The sequence below is a fragment of the Escherichia sp. E.sYA108 genome, assembly GCF_011754335.1.
Lineage (GTDB): Bacteria > Pseudomonadota > Gammaproteobacteria > Enterobacterales > Enterobacteriaceae > Escherichia > Escherichia coli.
In genome coordinates, this window is the sequence record NZ_JAAQVZ010000001.1 from 1,587,096 (window position 1) to 1,603,970 (window position 16,875).

Annotated in this window: 14 protein-coding genes; 10 read left to right on the forward strand and 4 right to left on the reverse strand. The window is 51.2% G+C overall.

Features of this window, described 5'->3' with window-relative positions; translation table 11 throughout:
• Positions 1 to 186: 186 nt before the first annotated feature.
• Together pta and ackA are read right to left on the reverse strand one after the other, a co-directional pair.
• Positions 187 to 2,331 carry a phosphate acetyltransferase gene (pta, locus tag HBM92_RS07535; protein ID WP_000086709.1) on the reverse strand — a complete coding sequence of 715 codons (2,145 nt, stop codon included), beginning with the start codon at positions 2,329 to 2,331 and terminating at the stop codon, positions 187 to 189.
• A gap of 74 nt (positions 2,332 to 2,405) precedes the next feature.
• Positions 2,406 to 3,608 (reverse strand): acetate kinase, encoded by a 1,203-nt coding sequence (gene ackA / locus HBM92_RS07540; protein WP_000095707.1) that lies wholly within the window; start codon positions 3,606 to 3,608, stop codon positions 2,406 to 2,408.
• A 337-nt stretch (positions 3,609 to 3,945) separates the two neighbouring features.
• Here ackA and yfbV point away from each other — a divergent pair, with 337 nt between their 5' ends.
• The 4 genes from yfbV (at position 3,946) to HBM92_RS07560 (ending at position 7,557) form a co-directional block, all read left to right on the forward strand.
• Complete coding sequence (gene yfbV / locus HBM92_RS07545) at positions 3,946 to 4,401, forward strand: terminus macrodomain insulation protein YfbV (RefSeq protein WP_000106615.1); 456 nt, start codon at positions 3,946 to 3,948, stop codon at positions 4,399 to 4,401.
• Between the two features lie 81 nt (positions 4,402 to 4,482).
• Positions 4,483 to 4,977, forward strand: a complete 495-nt coding sequence (locus HBM92_RS07550; RefSeq protein ID WP_000426124.1) for a YfbU family protein — start codon at positions 4,483 to 4,485, stop codon at positions 4,975 to 4,977.
• A gap of 10 nt (positions 4,978 to 4,987) precedes the next feature.
• Entirely contained in the window at positions 4,988 to 5,638 is a 651-nt protein-coding gene (gene hxpA, locus HBM92_RS07555; RefSeq protein ID WP_001203415.1) for a hexitol phosphatase HxpA, read from the forward strand.
• An 86-nt stretch (positions 5,639 to 5,724) separates the two neighbouring features.
• On the forward strand, positions 5,725 to 7,557 hold the full coding sequence (locus HBM92_RS07560; protein ID WP_001012895.1) for an SLC13 family permease: 1,833 nt from the start codon (positions 5,725 to 5,727) through the stop codon (positions 7,555 to 7,557).
• 58 nt (positions 7,558 to 7,615) lie between these two features.
• On the opposite strand, the gene yfbR is transcribed toward HBM92_RS07560, so the two are convergent.
• Both yfbR and alaA read right to left on the reverse strand, forming a co-directional pair.
• On the reverse strand, positions 7,616 to 8,215 hold the full coding sequence (gene yfbR / locus HBM92_RS07565; RefSeq protein WP_000813854.1) for a 5'-deoxynucleotidase: 600 nt from the start codon (positions 8,213 to 8,215) through the stop codon (positions 7,616 to 7,618).
• A gap of 83 nt (positions 8,216 to 8,298) precedes the next feature.
• Positions 8,299 to 9,516: an alanine transaminase AlaA gene (gene alaA / locus HBM92_RS07570; protein WP_000074527.1), complete on the reverse strand. Its 1,218-nt coding sequence runs from the start codon at positions 9,514 to 9,516 to the stop codon at positions 8,299 to 8,301.
• A 919-nt stretch (positions 9,517 to 10,435) separates the two neighbouring features.
• Here alaA and lrhA point away from each other — a divergent pair.
• The 6 genes from lrhA (at position 10,436) to nuoF (ending at position 16,858) form a co-directional block, all read left to right on the forward strand.
• Positions 10,436 to 11,374 (forward strand): transcriptional regulator LrhA, encoded by a 939-nt coding sequence (gene lrhA / locus HBM92_RS07575; protein WP_000622292.1) that lies wholly within the window; start codon positions 10,436 to 10,438, stop codon positions 11,372 to 11,374.
• 629 nt (positions 11,375 to 12,003) lie between these two features.
• A complete protein-coding gene (nuoA, locus tag HBM92_RS07580) occupies positions 12,004 to 12,447 on the forward strand; it encodes an NADH-quinone oxidoreductase subunit NuoA (RefSeq protein ID WP_000062997.1) in 444 nt (147 codons plus the stop codon).
• A gap of 15 nt (positions 12,448 to 12,462) precedes the next feature.
• Complete coding sequence (nuoB, locus tag HBM92_RS07585) at positions 12,463 to 13,125, forward strand: NADH-quinone oxidoreductase subunit NuoB (RefSeq protein ID WP_000386733.1); 663 nt, start codon at positions 12,463 to 12,465, stop codon at positions 13,123 to 13,125.
• A 93-nt stretch (positions 13,126 to 13,218) separates the two neighbouring features.
• Positions 13,219 to 15,021 carry an NADH-quinone oxidoreductase subunit C/D gene (gene nuoC / locus HBM92_RS07590; protein WP_000247881.1) on the forward strand — a complete coding sequence of 601 codons (1,803 nt, stop codon included), beginning with the start codon at positions 13,219 to 13,221 and terminating at the stop codon, positions 15,019 to 15,021.
• 2 nt (positions 15,022 to 15,023) lie between these two features.
• Positions 15,024 to 15,524: an NADH-quinone oxidoreductase subunit NuoE gene (gene nuoE, locus HBM92_RS07595; RefSeq protein WP_000545042.1), complete on the forward strand. Its 501-nt coding sequence runs from the start codon at positions 15,024 to 15,026 to the stop codon at positions 15,522 to 15,524.
• The gene (nuoF, locus tag HBM92_RS07600; protein WP_000789507.1) at positions 15,521 to 16,858 is read left to right on the forward strand and encodes an NADH-quinone oxidoreductase subunit NuoF; all 1,338 of its coding nucleotides are present in this window, start codon (positions 15,521 to 15,523) and stop codon (positions 16,856 to 16,858) included. Before nuoE ends, nuoF begins: the two co-directional genes overlap by 4 nt.
• The last annotated feature ends 17 nt before the right edge of the window (positions 16,859 to 16,875 follow it).

Consider the following 16,875-nt stretch of genomic DNA (forward strand, 5'->3'; position numbering starts at 1 on the left):
GCAAATATTCCCTTGCACAAAACAAAGTGGTAAGTATGCAAAGTGAGATGGCGCAATTCATTGATGCAGCGCAGTTAAGCAAGATAATCAGAAAGGATTAATGCAAATTAAGAGAATAAAAAACCGGAAATAGTGACTATTTCCGGTTCAGATATCCGCAGCGCAAAGCTGCGGATGATGACGAGATTACTGCTGCTGTGCAGACTGAATCGCAGTCAGCGCGATGGTGTAGACGATATCATCAACCAGTGCGCCACGGGACAGGTCGTTAACCGGCTTGCGCATACCCTGCAGCATCGGTCCGATAGAGATCAGGTCAGCAGAACGCTGTACCGCTTTGTAGGTGGTGTTACCGGTGTTCAGATCCGGGAAGATGAACACGGTAGCGCGACCTGCAACCGGAGAGTTCGGTGCTTTGGATTTCGCAACGTCAGCCATTACCGCAGCGTCGTACTGCAGCGGACCGTCGATCATCAGATCAGGACGTTTTTCCTGCGCCAGACGAGTTGCTTCGCGAACTTTTTCTACGTCGCTACCAGCACCAGAAGTACCGGTGGAGTAGGAGAGCATAGCAACGCGCGGTTCGATACCGAAGGCCGCAGCGGAATCAGCGGACTGAATCGCGATTTCTGCCAGCTGTTCTGCGGTCGGATCCGGGTTGATCGCACAGTCACCGTAAACGTAAACCTGTTCCGGCAACAGCATGAAGAACACGGAAGATACCAGGGAGCTGCCCGGTGCAGTTTTGATCAGCTGCAGCGGCGGACGGATGGTGTTTGCGGTGGTGTGAACAGCACCGGAAACCAGACCATCAACTTCATCTTGTTCCAGCATCAGCGTACCGAGAACCACGTTGTCTTCCAGCTGTTCGCGGGCAACGGTTTCGGTCATGCCTTTGTTCTTACGCAGTTCGACCAGACGACCAACATAGTTTTCGCGAACCACTTCTGGATCAACGATTTCAATGCCTGCACCCAGTTCTACACCCTGAGAGGCTGCAACACGGTTGATCTCTGCCGGATTACCCAGCAGTACGCAAGTTGCGATACCACGTTCAGCACAGATAGCGGCTGCTTTAACGGTACGCGGTTCGTCACCTTCCGGCAGAACGATACGTTTGCCCGCTTTGCGCGCAAGTTCAGTCAGCTGATAACGGAACGCTGGCGGAGACAGACGACGGCTGCGCTCAGAAGTGGCAGTCAGAGAATCGATCCAGTCAGCGTTGATGTAGTTAGCCACGTATTCCTGAACTTTTTCGATACGCTCATGATCGTCAACCGGAACTTCCAGGTTGAAGCTCTGCAGGCTAAGAGAAGTCTGCCAGGTGTTGGTGTTCACCATAAATACCGGCAGGCCAGTAGCGAAAGCACGTTCGCACAGTTTAGAAATGCGCGCGTCCATTTCGTAGCCGCCAGTCAGCAGCAGGGCACCGATTTCTACGCCGTTCATGGCAGCCAGGCAAGCGGCAACCAGCACGTCAGGGCGGTCTGCGGAAGTCACCAGCAGAGAACCGGCACGGAAGTGCTCCAGCATGTGCGGAATGCTGCGTGCGCAGAAAGTGACGGATTTAACGCGGCGAGTATTGATGTCGCCTTCGTTGATGATGGTCGCATTCAGGTGGCGAGCCATATCGATCGCACGAGTCGCGATCAGGTCAAAGCTCCACGGCACAGCGCCGAGAACCGGCAGCGGGCTGGATTCTTGCAGCTTCGCCGGATCAACGTTGTTCACTTTTGCTTTGGTGGAGTCGTCAAAAATCTCGGACAGATCCGGACGGGTACGACCCTGCTCATCAACCGGAGCGTTCAGTTTGTTAACGATAACGCCGGTAATATTGGTGTTTTTTGCACCGCCGAAGCTGTTGCGAGTCAGTTCGATACGCTCTTTCAACTGTTCCGGAGTATCAGTGCCCTGAGACATAACGAAGACGATTTCTGCGTTCAGCGTTTTGGCGATTTCGTAGTTCAGAGACTGGGCAAACTGGTGCTTACGTGTCGGGACCAGACCTTCCACCAGAACGACTTCAGCGTCTTTGGTGTTAGCGTGGTAGTTCGCGATGATCTCTTCCATCAGCACATCTTTCTGATTGCTGGAAAGCAGACCTTCAACGTAGCTCATTTTCAGCGGTTCAGCGGCCGTCGTGGTGGAAGAGTTCGCACGCACGATAGTCGTAGTCTGATCGGGCGCATCGCCACCGGTACGCGGCTGAGCGATAGGTTTGAAAACGCTCAGACGAACGCCTTTGCGTTCCATTGCACGGATCACGCCAAGGCTGACGCTGGTCAGACCGACGCTGGTTCCGGTAGGGATCAGCATAATAATACGGGACACGGTTTATCCTCTTTCGTTACCGCCGATTTGGCGGGTTACAAAACAGCACCGCCAGCTGAGCTGGCGGTGTGAAATCAGGCAGTCAGGCGGCTCGCGTCTTGCGCGATAACCAGTTCTTCGTTGGTTGGGATAACCACCGCAGGACGGGTACCTTCTTTGTTGATGAAACCAGATTTGCCGAAACGTGCAGCCAGGTTGCGTTCATGATCAACTTCAAAGCCCAGCACGCCCAGTTTGCCCAGAGACAGTTCACGAACCATCGCGGCATTTTCACCGATACCACCGGTGAATACAACAGCGTCCAGACGACCATCCATCAGCGCAGTGTAGGCACCGATGTATTTGGCCAGGCGGTGGCAGTAAACGTCCATTGCGCGCTTCGCGTCTTCTTTCGTCGCGTAGTTGTCTTCAACATAGCGGCAGTCGCTGGTCACTTCGGTCAGACCCAGCAGGCCAGACTCTTTGGTTAGCAGTTTGTTGATTGCGTCAACGCTCATGCCCAGGGTGTCGTGCAGGTGGAAGATGATCGCCGGATCGATATCACCAGAACGGGTACCCATGACCAGACCTTCCAGCGGGGTCAGGCCCATAGAGGTGTCAACGCATTTACCGTTGCGGATAGCAGAAACGGAACCACCGTTGCCCAGGTGGCAGGTGATGATGTTCAGTTCTTCTACCGGTTTGTTCAGCATTTTTGCCGCTTCCTGGGTTACATAGAAGTGGCTGGTGCCGTGCGCGCCGTAACGACGGATGCCGTGCTCTTTGTACAGGTTGTACGGCAGGGCGTAGAGGTAAGACTCTTCCGGCATAGTCTGGTGGAACGCGGTGTCAAATACAGCAACGTTTTTGTCTTTCAGCTGTGGGAAAGATTTCAGAGCTTCTTCGATACCGATCAGGTGAGCCGGGTTGTGCAGCGGTGCAAAAGAAGCTGCATCTTTGATACCCTGAATAACAGACTCATCGATCACTACGGAGCTGGTATACTTTTCGCCGCCGTGTACGATACGGTGACCGATAGCAGTCAGCTGCGCAGACAGTTCTGGTTTTTGTGCCAGAATAGTATTAACGATAAAGTTGAGCGCTTCGCTGTGAGCGGCGCCTGCACCTAAAGCCGCTTCCTGTTTATTGCCGTCCATTTTCCATTTGATACGTGCTTCGGGCAGGTGGAAACATTCGGCTAAACCAGAAAGGTACTCTTCACCATTTACTGCATCGATGATGGCAAATTTCAGTGAAGAACTACCGCAGTTCAGAACCAGTACTAACTTACTCGACATGGAAGTACCTATAATTGATACGTGGCTAAAAAAACGTCAGGGAGCCATAGAGCGTAGCGCATGATGACACCGACATTTATGATTAACATCATGCACTGCAAATTTTTTTTGCATGATGGAAGAAATATCTTGAGTCTATGCCATTTTGCGTAATTTTCAGCCAATGGCATAATGTATATGAATTTGACGACTCAATGAATATGTACTACTTAGGCCTTCAGGCTGCTAAAGGATACCTGATAGTGGGTATGGAAGACAAAATGTTTTGAACGTTGTCCCGCTGAGTTGTGAATTTGCACAAATTTTTGAATCTTTATATGTGAAGTTGAGGTGAAGCATGTCAACGCCGGATAATCGTTCTGTTAATTTTTTTAGCTTGTTTTGCCGGGGACAGCATTACTCAAAGACGTGGCCGCTGGAAAAACGCCTTGCCCCAGTCTTTGTCGAAAATCGCGTTATCAAGATGACGCGTTATGCGATCCGTTTTATGCCGCCGATCGCCGTATTTACTCTCTGCTGGCAGATTGCCCTGGGCGGTCAGCTTGGGCCGGCAGTTGCCACTGCGCTGTTCGCCTTAAGTTTACCCATGCAGGGATTGTGGTGGCTGGGCAAGCGTTCTGTAACGCCATTACCTCCTGCAATCCTCAACTGGTTTTATGAAGTTCGCGGTAAATTGCAGGAGTCTGGACAGGTGTTGGCACCCGTTGAAGGCAAGCCTGATTACCAGGCATTAGCTGACACGCTTAAGCGTGCCTTCAAACAACTGGATAAAACTTTCCTTGATGATTTGTAATTGACCCCTGATTACGCATATAAAAGAAGGCATACTCAGCCTTCTTTTTTTCACCGTAGTAGAGTGATACAGGAGTCAATAATGGAAATGACCAACGCGCAACGTCTTATTTTGTCTAACCAGTACAAGATGATGACTATGCTCGATCCGGCAAATGCTGAACGTTACCGTCGCCTGCAAACAATCATTGAGCGTGGTTATGGATTACAGATGCGTGAACTGGATCGCGAGTTTGGCGAGCTGAAAGAAGAAACCTGCCGCACTATCATCGACATTATGGAGATGTATCATGCGTTGCATGTTTCCTGGTCTAATTTGCAGGACCAGCAATCCATCGATGAACGTCGTGTCACCTTCCTCGGCTTTGACGCTGCCACTGAAGCACGTTACCTCGGTTATGTCCGCTTTATGGTTAATGTGGAAGGGCGCTATACCCATTTTGACGCTGGAACTCACGGTTTTAACGCCCAGACGCCAATGTGGGAAAAATATCAGCGCATGCTTAATGTCTGGCATGCCTGCCCGCGCCAGTACCATTTGAGCGCCAACGAAATTAATCAAATTATTAACGCCTGAGGAGGCCCGCGTGCGGTGCAAAGGTTTTCTGTTTGATCTTGATGGAACGCTGGTGGATTCCCTGCCTGCGGTAGAACGGGCGTGGAGCAACTGGGCCAGACGTCATGGGTTATCGCCGGAAGAGGTGCTGGCTTTCATTCACGGTAAACAGGCGATCACCTCTCTGCGCCATTTTATGGCGGGCAAATCCGAGGCAGACATTGCCGCCGAGTTTACGCGTCTGGAGCACATCGAGGCCACGGAAACCGAAGGTATTACCGCGCTTCCGGGGGCAATCGCCTTACTCAATCATTTGAATAAAGCAGGTATTCCGTGGGCTATTGTGACTTCTGGCTCCATGCCGGTAGCGCGAGCGCGTCATAAAATAGCGGGGCTTCCCGCGCCAGAGGTGTTTGTAACCGCTGAGCGGGTGAAGCGCGGAAAACCAGAACCTGATGCGTATCTGTTAGGCGCGCAGCTGCTGGGCCTTGCGCCGCAGGAGTGTGTTGTGGTGGAAGATGCTCCCGCTGGCGTGCTTTCAGGTCTGGCGGCGGGTTGCCATGTTATTGCGGTTAATGCCCCGGCAGATACCCCGCGCCTGAATGAAGTCGATTTAGTCCTCCACAGTCTGGAGCAAATTACTGTGACCAAACAGCCAAATGGCGATGTTATTATTCAGTGAAACACCTGATCATGATTTAGCCCCGTCTCGTCGGGGCTTTTTTATGGCAGAATCAAGTTATCCCCCTCAATTAACAAGGATAAGTTGTGAACGGTGAATTGATTTGGGTTCTTTCATTACTGGCCGTTGCCATCGTCTTGTTTGCGACGGGCAGAGTGCGTATGGATGCGGTCGCTTTGTTTGTTATTGTCGCGTTTGCATTAAGCGGAACGCTGACGGTCCCCGAAGTATTTTCCGGCTTTTCCGATCCTAACGTTGTCCTGATTGCCGCCTTGTTTATTATTGGCGATGGTTTGGTCCGTACCGGTGTTGCCACTGTAATGGGGACATGGCTGGTCAAAGTGGCGGGCAACAGTGAAATCAAAATGTTGGTTTTGTTGATGCTGACCGTCGCGGGGCTTGGCGCGTTTATGAGTTCAACCGGCGTTGTCGCTATCTTTATTCCCGTGGTGTTAAGCGTTGCCATGCGTATGCAAACGTCGCCGTCGCGCCTGATGATGCCGTTAAGTTTTGCCGGGCTGATAAGCGGCATGATGACGCTGGTGGCGACGCCGCCGAACCTGGTAGTCAACAGTGAATTGCTGCGTGAAGGCTATCATGGTTTTAGTTTCTTTAGCGTAACACCTATTGGCCTGGTCGTGCTGGTGCTGGGTATTTTGTATATGTTAGTGATGCGTTTCATGCTGAAAGGGGATACCCAGACCCCGCAGCGCGAAGGCTGGACGCGCCGAACCTTTCGCGATCTTATCCGTGAATATCGACTGACCGGGCGTGCGCGACGTCTGGCTATTCGCCCCGGATCGCCAATGATTGGTCAACGACTGGACGATCTCAAATTACGTGAACGTTATGGTGCTAACGTCATCGGTGTTGAACGCTGGCGGCGTTTTCGTCGCGTTATCGTGAACGTTAATGGGGTTTCTGAATTTCGCGCGCGTGACGTTTTGCTTATTGATATGTCTGCGGCTGATGTCGATCTCCGGCAATTTTGTAGTGAGCAATTGCTGGAGCCGATGGTACTGCGCGGCGAGTATTTTTCTGACCAGGCTCTTGATGTGGGCATGGCAGAGATTTCATTAATTCCTGAGTCAGAACTTATTGGTAAATCGGTGCGCGAAATTGGTTTTCGTACCCGCTACGGATTGAATGTAGTGGGGCTAAAGCGCAATGGCGTGGCGCTGGAAGGTTCGCTGGCGGATGAGCCTCTGCTGCTGGGCGATATCATCCTGGTTGTGGGTAACTGGAAACTGATCGGTATGCTGGCCAAACAGGGCCGCGACTTCGTAGCGCTGAACTTACCGGAAGAGGTGAGTGAAGCATCGCCCGCGCACAGCCAGGCACCCCATGCGATTTTCTGTCTGGTGCTAATGGTGGCGTTAATGCTGACCGATGAAATTCCTAATCCTGTTGCCGCTATTATCGCCTGCCTGCTGATGGGGAAATTCCGCTGTATAGATGCTGAAAGCGCCTATAAATCCATTCACTGGCCGAGCATTATTTTGATCGTTGGGATGATGCCATTTGCTGTGGCATTACAGAAAACGGGAGGTGTCGCGCTGGCGGTGAAAGGGCTGATGGACATTGGCGGCGGTTACGGGCCACATATGATGCTGGGTTGTTTGTTTGTCTTGTCGGCGGTTATTGGGCTATTTATTTCTAATACCGCGACGGCGGTGTTGATGGCTCCGATTGCGCTGGCTGCTGCCAAAACGATGGGGGTGTCGCCTTATCCATTTGCGATGGTCGTGGCGATGGCAGCATCCGCCGCCTTTATGACACCGATATCTTCACCTGTTAACACACTGGTTTTAGGTCCGGGGAATTACAGCTTCAGTGACTTTGTTAAGTTGGGGGTACCGTTCACCATTATCGTGATGGCGGTTTGTGTGGTGATGATCCCGATGCTGTTTCCGTTTTGACAAGAGCCTGATGTCGCATCCGGTGCTTATTGCCTGATGCGACGCAGACTCCGACTGCTTACAGCGGTGAATCCTGGCTAATCTCATCGAGCGAAAGATGGAAGCTGGGAACAAATACTTCCATGAAGTAGTCCATCTCCTGGCTGCGGCGCGCTTCAAGCGTCGCTTCCAGTCGCGTTTTTGCCAGCAAGAATTCATTATTTCCGGCCGCAAGTTCTTCCAGGCATTTCAGATATGCACACAGTGCATCTGCCTGTTTCACCAGCGATTTTTCTTCATCGCTATATGCATGCTCGTCAATTAACGGCGCAAAGATATCCTGCAGCTCTTCCGGAACCATATCGACCAGTTTTTGCTGAGCGATTTTTTCAATAGCCTTGTATTCCTGAGCGATTTGCGAATTGAAGTATTTCACCGGAGTAGGGAGATCTCCGGTGAGCACTTCTGAAGCATCGTGGTACATCGCCAGTAAAGCGATACGTTCGGCGTTGACATTACCGCCAAATTTACGATTTTTGATAGCTGCCAGCGCATGGGCGACCATCGCTACCTGCAAACTGTGTTCGGACACATTTTCCGTCCGCACGTTGCGCATTAGCGGCCAGCGGTTAATGAGTTTCAGGCGGGAGAGATGGGCAAAAAAATGGCTCTGTTTCATAGTGACCTTACGTATGATGACATCATCAGGTCATTGTGGCGGGATAACACTGCCGGATGCAATCTCCGGCAGTGAAATTAAGATTACAGCTGATGATAACCAGAAAGGAAACGCGCGAACTTGCTCAAAGACAGCTCGATATCATCGACACGCGGTAGCGTGACAATGCGGAAGTGATCCGGCCACGGCCAGTTGAATGCCGTCCCTTGCACCAACAAGACTTTTTCCTGCAACAGGAAATCCAGCACCATTTTCTGATCGTCGTGAATGTTAAAGCGTTTGGCGTCGATTTTCGGGAACATATACAGCGCACCACGAGGTTTCACGCAGGAAACGCCCGGAATATCGTTGATCAATTCCCACGCGCGGTTACGCTGCTCATAAAGACGACCGCCAGGGGTAATAAATTCACTGATGCTCTGATAACCACCCAGTGCGGTCTGAATGGCGTGTTGCGCAGGAACGTTAGCACACAGGCGCATTGAAGCCAGCATTTCCAGACCTTCGATGTAACCTTTGGCGTGTTTTTTCGGCCCGTTCAACACCATCCACCCCTGACGGAAGCCTGCAACGCGGTACGTTTTCGACAGTCCGTTAAAGGTAATGGTCAGCAGGTCAGGTGCCAGCGGCGCAATGGAGTGATGCTCAGCGTCGTCGTAGAGAATTTTGTCATAAATTTCATCGGCGAAGATAATGAGATTATGCTGACGTGCAATCTCCACAATCTCCATTAAAAGCTCTTTGGAATATACCGCGCCGGTTGGGTTATTTGGGTTGATAATAACGATCCCACGCGTACGAGGCGTAATTTTAGCGCGAATATCATCGAGGTCCGGGAACCAGTCAGAGGATTCATCGCAAAGATAATGCACCGCTTTACCGCTGGAGAGCGAAACCGCTGCGGTCCATAGTGGGTAATCAGGTGCAGGAACCAACATTTCGTCCCCGCTGTTCAGCAATGCCTGCATTGCCTGAACGATAAGCTCCGATACACCATTGCCGATGTAAATATCTTCCACGGTAACATCACGCATGCCACGAGCCTGGTAGTGCTGCATGATGGCTTTACGCGCGGAGTAAAGACCTTTGGAATCGCAATACCCTTGAGCGGTAGGCAGGTTGCGTATCACGTCAACGAGAATTTCATCTGGCGCGTCAAAACCGAACGGGGCAGGGTTGCCGATGTTCAGTTTCAGTACCTTGTTACCTTCTTCTTCCAGGCGTTTTGCTTCTTTCAGCACCGGACCACGGATGTCATAACAGACATTCTCTAATTTGCTGGATTTTTCAATGGGGGACATGAATCTTGACCTTTTTTGCTGTTATCGCCACTCCCTGCCGTGGAAGTCAGCTTAGAACAATGTACTCCCCCAGGACGGTGTTTTGAAGGTCTGCAGAATAAGATTTTGCCAGAGGGGAAGGCTCGATTGTGCTGTTAATAACTTAATAATGGCAAAATAATGAGGCGCATATGCTTAATAAGTAATGTTATGTAGTGAATTGTTCTGATTCTTAATTGTAAGTGTGGTTTTTTTATCTGTAAGATAATTGTGTGAAAATGCCTCGTTTAAGAATTCACTACTGAATCGCGATGATGATATTTCCGCATTACGGAGAGTTTAACAGCGTGATGATTTCCGAGGTGTCACAATGGGGGCAAGGCGTGAAACTATTGTTAAGCGGAATTAATGAATGGGGATGATGCTAATTAATTATTATTTAATATTCAAAAAGGTTTTGTTGTGCTTATTAATAATAGAAGATTACTTTGCCTAACATAACATAACTTTGCATCAGATAATTCGCAATGACCCTTATAAATAAAAGGTTTTTGGGGTAAAATGCTTGCATAAATGACGGATCCCTGCTCTTGATGCCGCCTCACCATTGCTGTTTGTACGTGTTCGCGTATGACCAGCGATGCTGTACGAGAGTGGAACAAGGACTCACATTTACATTTATACAAACACGCGCATGTCATAAATAGAAAAGAGTGAGTAACTTAATAGATATGCGATCCCTGAAGATATATTCTGTGATCTACTTCAGGCATTATAACGGAACAATGTGAGTCACTTTTTTAGTGCAACTCATATGCATTTTTACTTTCGTCCGGGTTCCGGATGAAACTGCCAGGGAGGCACATTACAAATGGAATTGCTTGTTTGTGTGTGCACAGCATTAACCAGCTCAGTATGAGCCGCCAGTAAGTGATAATATATGATAAGTGCAAATCGTCCGATAATTAACCTCGACCTCGATCTGCTGAGAACATTTGTTGCTGTTGCCGATCTGAACACTTTTGCTGCCGCAGCTGCCGCTGTGTGTCGTACTCAGTCCGCCGTAAGTCAGCAAATGCAGCGTCTGGAACAACTCGTTGGGAAAGAACTGTTCGCTCGTCACGGTCGCAACAAACTGTTAACTGAACATGGCATTCAACTTCTTGGTTACGCCAGGAAAATCCTGCGTTTTAATGATGAGGCCTGCTCATCATTAATGTTCAGTAATCTTCAGGGCGTGTTAACTATCGGTGCTTCAGATGAATCTGCCGATACGATCTTACCTTTCCTGTTAAATCGCGTGAGTTCGGTTTATCCGAAACTAGCGCTGGATGTCCGCGTTAAACGTAATGCCTACATGGCAGAAATGCTGGAATCCCAGGAAGTGGATTTGATGGTAACCACCCATCGTCCTTCTACCTTTAAGGCATTGAACCTGCGTACCTCGCCAACACACTGGTACTGCGCAGCGGAATACGTATTGCAAAAAGGTGAGCCGATCCCTCTTGTGTTGCTGGATGATCCAAGTCCGTTTCGCGATATGGTGCTGGCGACGCTTAATAAAGCAGATATTCCCTGGCGACTGGCTTATGTCGCCTCGACGCTTCCGGCCGTTCGTGCGGCAGTGAAAGCCGGTCTTGGCGTGACGGCAAGGCCGGTCGAGATGATGAGTCCGGAACTGCGTGTGCTGAGTGGAGTAGATGGCTTACCGCCGCTACCTGATACCGAATATTTGCTGTGCTATGACCCGTCCAGTAATAATGAGCTGGCCCAGGTGATCTATCAGGCGATGGAGAGCTACCATAATCCGTGGCAATACAGCCCAATGTCTGCTCCGGAAGGAGATGACTCATTGTTGATTGAAAGGGATATCGAGTAATCGACGGACGATAGATAATTCCTGAGACAATAGTGTAAAAACGAACCGCTGGGTTTATTTTAAACCCCAGCGGCTTTTTTTTAGTAAAAAGCTTTCCTCGTATCGTGCAGAACGTACAAAACTGTTCATTTTTCAATCACCAGAGATTCACGCCCCGTACGCACAAATAATCACCTGAAAAAAATCTCCTGCTACAATAATGTTAAAAAATACGTGAATTTGTTGCTGCATTTTTGTTATAGAATGACAAAAGCGTGTCACAGATCAAGAAAATACTCTCTTTTGGGGGGAGGAATCGACACAAATTCCTGTCAAAATAGACCCGTATTTTTTCCATTGCTTCACAACGGACACGATTCAACAACATCTAATTTTCCTGGAGTCGTCAATGATCTGGGGAGAAAGGGCGCCAAATGCAAATGTTGTTGTCATTGTGTAAATCAGTGTGAAGAAACCTTTGTTAAAGTTGACAAAAGGTTATAGAAAGGAGTAAAAGACCACATCAATTAGCTGTATAAAATAGTTTCTGCAGTTATTGTAAGGTTTTTTTTATTCCTCCCCATGAATCGATGTGGCGTCCATCTGCCGTAAAGAGCAGAGAATCAGGCGCTACTTTTGATGAGTAAGCAATGAGTATGTCAACATCCACTGAAGTCATCGCTCATCACTGGGCATTCGCTATCTTTCTTATCGTTGCCATTGGCCTGTGTTGCCTGATGCTGGTAGGCGGTTGGTTTTTAGGCGGTCGCGCACGCGCGAGGTCAAAAAACGTTCCGTTTGAATCCGGTATCGACTCGGTCGGCTCCGCCCGCTTACGCCTGTCCGCCAAGTTTTATCTGGTGGCCATGTTCTTCGTTATCTTCGACGTTGAAGCGCTGTATCTGTTCGCATGGTCAACCTCTATCCGCGAAAGCGGCTGGGTAGGCTTTGTGGAAGCTGCAATTTTTATTTTTGTGTTACTGGCAGGTCTGGTTTATCTGGTGCGTATTGGCGCGCTGGACTGGACGCCCGCGCGTTCACGCCGCGAGCGTATGAACCCGGAAACGAACAGTATCGCTAATCGTCAACGCTAACCGCGAGGCATTAAGATGGATTATACGCTCACCCGCATAGATCCCAACGGTGAGAACGACCGTTACCCCCTGCAAAAGCAGGAGATCGTAACCGACCCTCTGGAGCAAGAAGTTAACAAAAACGTGTTTATGGGCAAGCTCAATGACATGGTTAACTGGGGTCGTAAAAACTCAATTTGGCCGTATAACTTCGGTCTTTCCTGCTGTTACGTTGAGATGGTGACTTCGTTTACCGCGGTGCATGACGTGGCGCGTTTTGGCGCTGAAGTATTGCGTGCTTCGCCGCGTCAGGCTGACCTGATGGTGGTTGCAGGAACCTGCTTTACCAAAATGGCACCGGTTATTCAGCGTCTGTATGACCAGATGCTGGAACCCAAATGGGTTATCTCAATGGGTGCCTGTGCCAACTCCGGCGGTATGTACGATATTTATTCCGTTGTGCAGGGCGTCGATAAATTCATCCCGGTTGATGTGTATATCCCGGGCTGCCCGCCGCGTCCTGAAGCGTACATGCAGGCACTGATGCTGTTGCAGGAATCTATCGGTAAAGAACGTCGTCCGCTCTCCTGGGTGGTTGGCGATCAGGGCGTTTATCGCGCCAATATGCAATCAGAGCGCGAACGCAAGCGCGGTGAACGCATTGCCGTAACCAACCTGCGTACACCTGACGAGATTTAATTTGCGCCTGTCGGCAAAGGGAATTTTCTTCGCTTATTCCTAAATCTATTTCGCGAAGCTTACTGCGCCGACAGTCACCACGGACCATTTGCAATGGTGAACAATATGACCGACTTAACCGCGCAAGAACCCGCCTGGCAGACCCGCGATCATCTTGATGATCCGGTGATTGGCGAACTGCGCAACCGTTTTGGGCCGGATGCCTTTACTGTTCAGGCGACTCGCACCGGGGTTCCCGTTGTGTGGATCAAGCGTGAACAATTACTGGAAGTGGGCGATTTCTTAAAGAAACTGCCGAAACCTTACGTCATGCTGTTTGACTTACACGGCATGGACGAACGTCTGCGCACACACCGCGAAGGGTTACCTGCCGCGGATTTTTCCGTTTTCTACCATCTGATTTCTATCGATCGTAACCGCGACATCATGCTGAAGGTGGCGCTGGCAGAAAACGACCTGCACGTACCGACCTTTACCAAATTATTCCCGAACGCTAACTGGTATGAGCGTGAAACCTGGGATCTATTTGGCATTACATTCGACGGTCACCCGAACCTGCGCCGCATCATGATGCCGCAAACCTGGAAAGGTCACCCGCTGCGTAAAGATTACCCGGCGCGCGCTACCGAATTCTCGCCGTTTGAGCTGACCAAAGCCAAACAGGATCTGGAGATGGAAGCCCTGACCTTCAAACCGGAAGAGTGGGGGATGAAGCGCGGCACCGAAAATGAGGACTTCATGTTCCTCAACCTCGGTCCGAACCACCCGTCTGCGCACGGTGCTTTCCGTATCGTTTTGCAGCTTGATGGCGAAGAGATTGTCGACTGCGTACCAGACATCGGTTACCACCACCGTGGCGCAGAGAAAATGGGCGAACGCCAGTCCTGGCACAGCTACATTCCGTATACCGACCGTATCGAATACCTCGGCGGCTGCGTTAACGAAATGCCTTATGTGCTGGCGGTAGAGAAACTGGCTGGGATCACCGTGCCGGATCGCGTTAACGTCATTCGCGTAATGCTCTCCGAACTGTTCCGCATCAACAGTCACCTGCTGTATATCTCCACCTTTATTCAGGACGTCGGCGCGATGACGCCAGTGTTCTTCGCCTTTACCGATCGTCAGAAAATTTACGATCTGGTGGAAGCAATCACTGGTTTTCGTATGCACCCGGCGTGGTTCCGTATTGGCGGCGTAGCGCACGACCTGCCGCGCGGCTGGGATCGCCTGCTGCGTGAGTTCCTCGACTGGATGCCGAAACGTCTGGCGTCTTACGAGAAAGCGGCGCTGCAAAACACCATTCTGAAAGGTCGTTCCCAGGGCGTTGCCGCTTACGGCGCGAAAGAGGCGCTGGAGTGGGGCACCACCGGCGCGGGCCTGCGTGCCACCGGGATCGACTTCGACGTGCGTAAGGCGCGTCCTTATTCTGGCTATGAAAACTTCGACTTCGAAATTCCGGTGGGCGGTGGTGTTTCTGACTGCTACACCCGCGTAATGCTGAAAGTAGAAGAGTTGCGCCAGAGTCTGCGTATTCTTGAGCAGTGCCTCAACAACATGCCGGAAGGCCCGTTCAAAGCGGATCACCCGCTGACCACGCCGCCGCCGAAAGAGCGCACGCTGCAACATATCGAAACCCTGATCACCCACTTCCTGCAAGTGTCGTGGGGTCCGGTGATGCCTGCCAATGAATCCTTCCAGATGGTTGAGGCGACCAAGGGGATCAACAGTTACTACCTGACCAGCGACGGCAGCACCATGAGTTATCGCACCCGTATCCGTACGCCGAGTTATGCGCATTTGCAGCAAATTCCGGCGGCGATCCGCGGCAGCCTGGTGTCTGACCTGATTGTTTATCTGGGCAGTATCGATTTTGTTATGTCAGATGTGGACCGCTAATTATGCACGAGAATCAACAACCACAAACCGAGGCTTTTGAGCTGAGTGCGGCAGAGCGTGAAGCGATTGAGCACGAGATGCACCACTACGAAGACCCGCGTGCGGCGTCCATTGAAGCGCTGAAAATCGTTCAGAAGCAGCGTGGCTGGGTGCCGGATGGCGCGATCCACGCGATCGCCGATGTGCTGGGTATTCCGGCGAGCGACGTCGAAGGCGTGGCAACGTTTTATAGCCAGATCTTCCGTCAGCCAGTAGGCCGCCATGTGATCCGTTATTGCGACAGCGTGGTCTGTCACATCAACGGTTACCAGGGTATTCAGGCGGCGCTGGAGAAAAAACTGAACATCAAACCAGGGCAAACGACATTTGACGGTCGCTTCACGCTGCTGCCAACTTGCTGCCTGGGGAACTGTGATAAAGGGCCAAACATGATGATCGATGAGGACACTCACGCGCATCTGACCCCGGAAGCGATCCCTGAACTGCTGGAGCGGTATAAATGAAAAACATTATCCGTACTCCCGAAACGCATCCGCTGACCTGGCGTCTGCGCGATGACAAACAGCCAGTGTGGCTGGACGAATATCGCAGCAAAAACGGTTACGAAGGCGCGCGTAAGGCGCTGACCGGGTTGTCTCCGGACGAAATCGTTAATCAGGTAAAAGACTCTGGTCTGAAAGGGCGCGGTGGCGCAGGCTTCTCGACTGGCCTGAAGTGGAGCCTGATGCCGAAAGACGAATCCATGAATATCCGTTACCTACTGTGTAACGCCGATGAAATGGAGCCGGGCACCTATAAAGACCGTCTGCTGATGGAGCAACTGCCGCACCTGCTGGTGGAAGGCATGCTCATCTCCGCGTTTGCGCTGAAAGCTTACCGTGGCTATATCTTCCTGCGCGGCGAATATATCGAAGCGGCAGTGAATCTGCGTCGTGCCATTGCCGAAGCCACCGAAGCGGGTCTGCTTGGCAAAAACATTATGGGAACAGGTTTCGATTTCGAACTGTTCGTCCATACCGGGGCAGGGCGCTACATCTGCGGTGAAGAAACAGCGTTAATCAACTCCCTGGAAGGGCGTCGCGCTAACCCACGCTCGAAACCGCCCTTCCCGGCAACCTCCGGTGCATGGGGTAAACCAACCTGCGTTAACAACGTCGAAACCCTGTGTAACGTTCCGGCGATCCTCGCTAACGGCGTGGAGTGGTATCAGAACATCTCGAAAAGTAAAGATGCTGGCACCAAGCTGATGGGCTTCTCCGGTCGGGTGAAAAATCCGGGTCTGTGGGAACTGCCGTTCGGCACCACCGCACGCGAGATCCTCGAAGACTACGCCGGTGGTATGCGTGACGGTCTGAAATTCAAAGCCTGGCAGCCAGGCGGCGCGGGGACTGACTTCCTGACCGAAGCGCACCTTGACCTGCCGATGGAATTCGAAAGTATCGGTAAAGCGGGAAGCCGTCTGGGTACGGCGCTGGCGATGGCGGTTGACCACGAGATCAACATGGTGTCGCTGGTGCGTAACCTGGAAGAGTTTTTCGCCCGTGAGTCCTGCGGCTGGTGTACGCCATGCCGCGACGGTCTGCCGTGGAGCGTGAAAATTCTGCGTGCGCTGGAGCGTGGCGAAGGCCAGCCGGGCGATATCGAAACACTTGAGCAACTGTGTCGATTCTTAGGCCCGGGTAAAACTTTCTGTGCCCACGCACCTGGTGCAGTGGAGCCGTTACAGAGCGCCATCAAATATTTCCGCGAAGAATTTGAGGCGGGAATCAAACAGCCGTTCAGCAATACCCATTTGATTAATGGGATTCAGCCGAACCTGCTGAAAGAGCGCTGGTAACCGAATTTCGATTAACG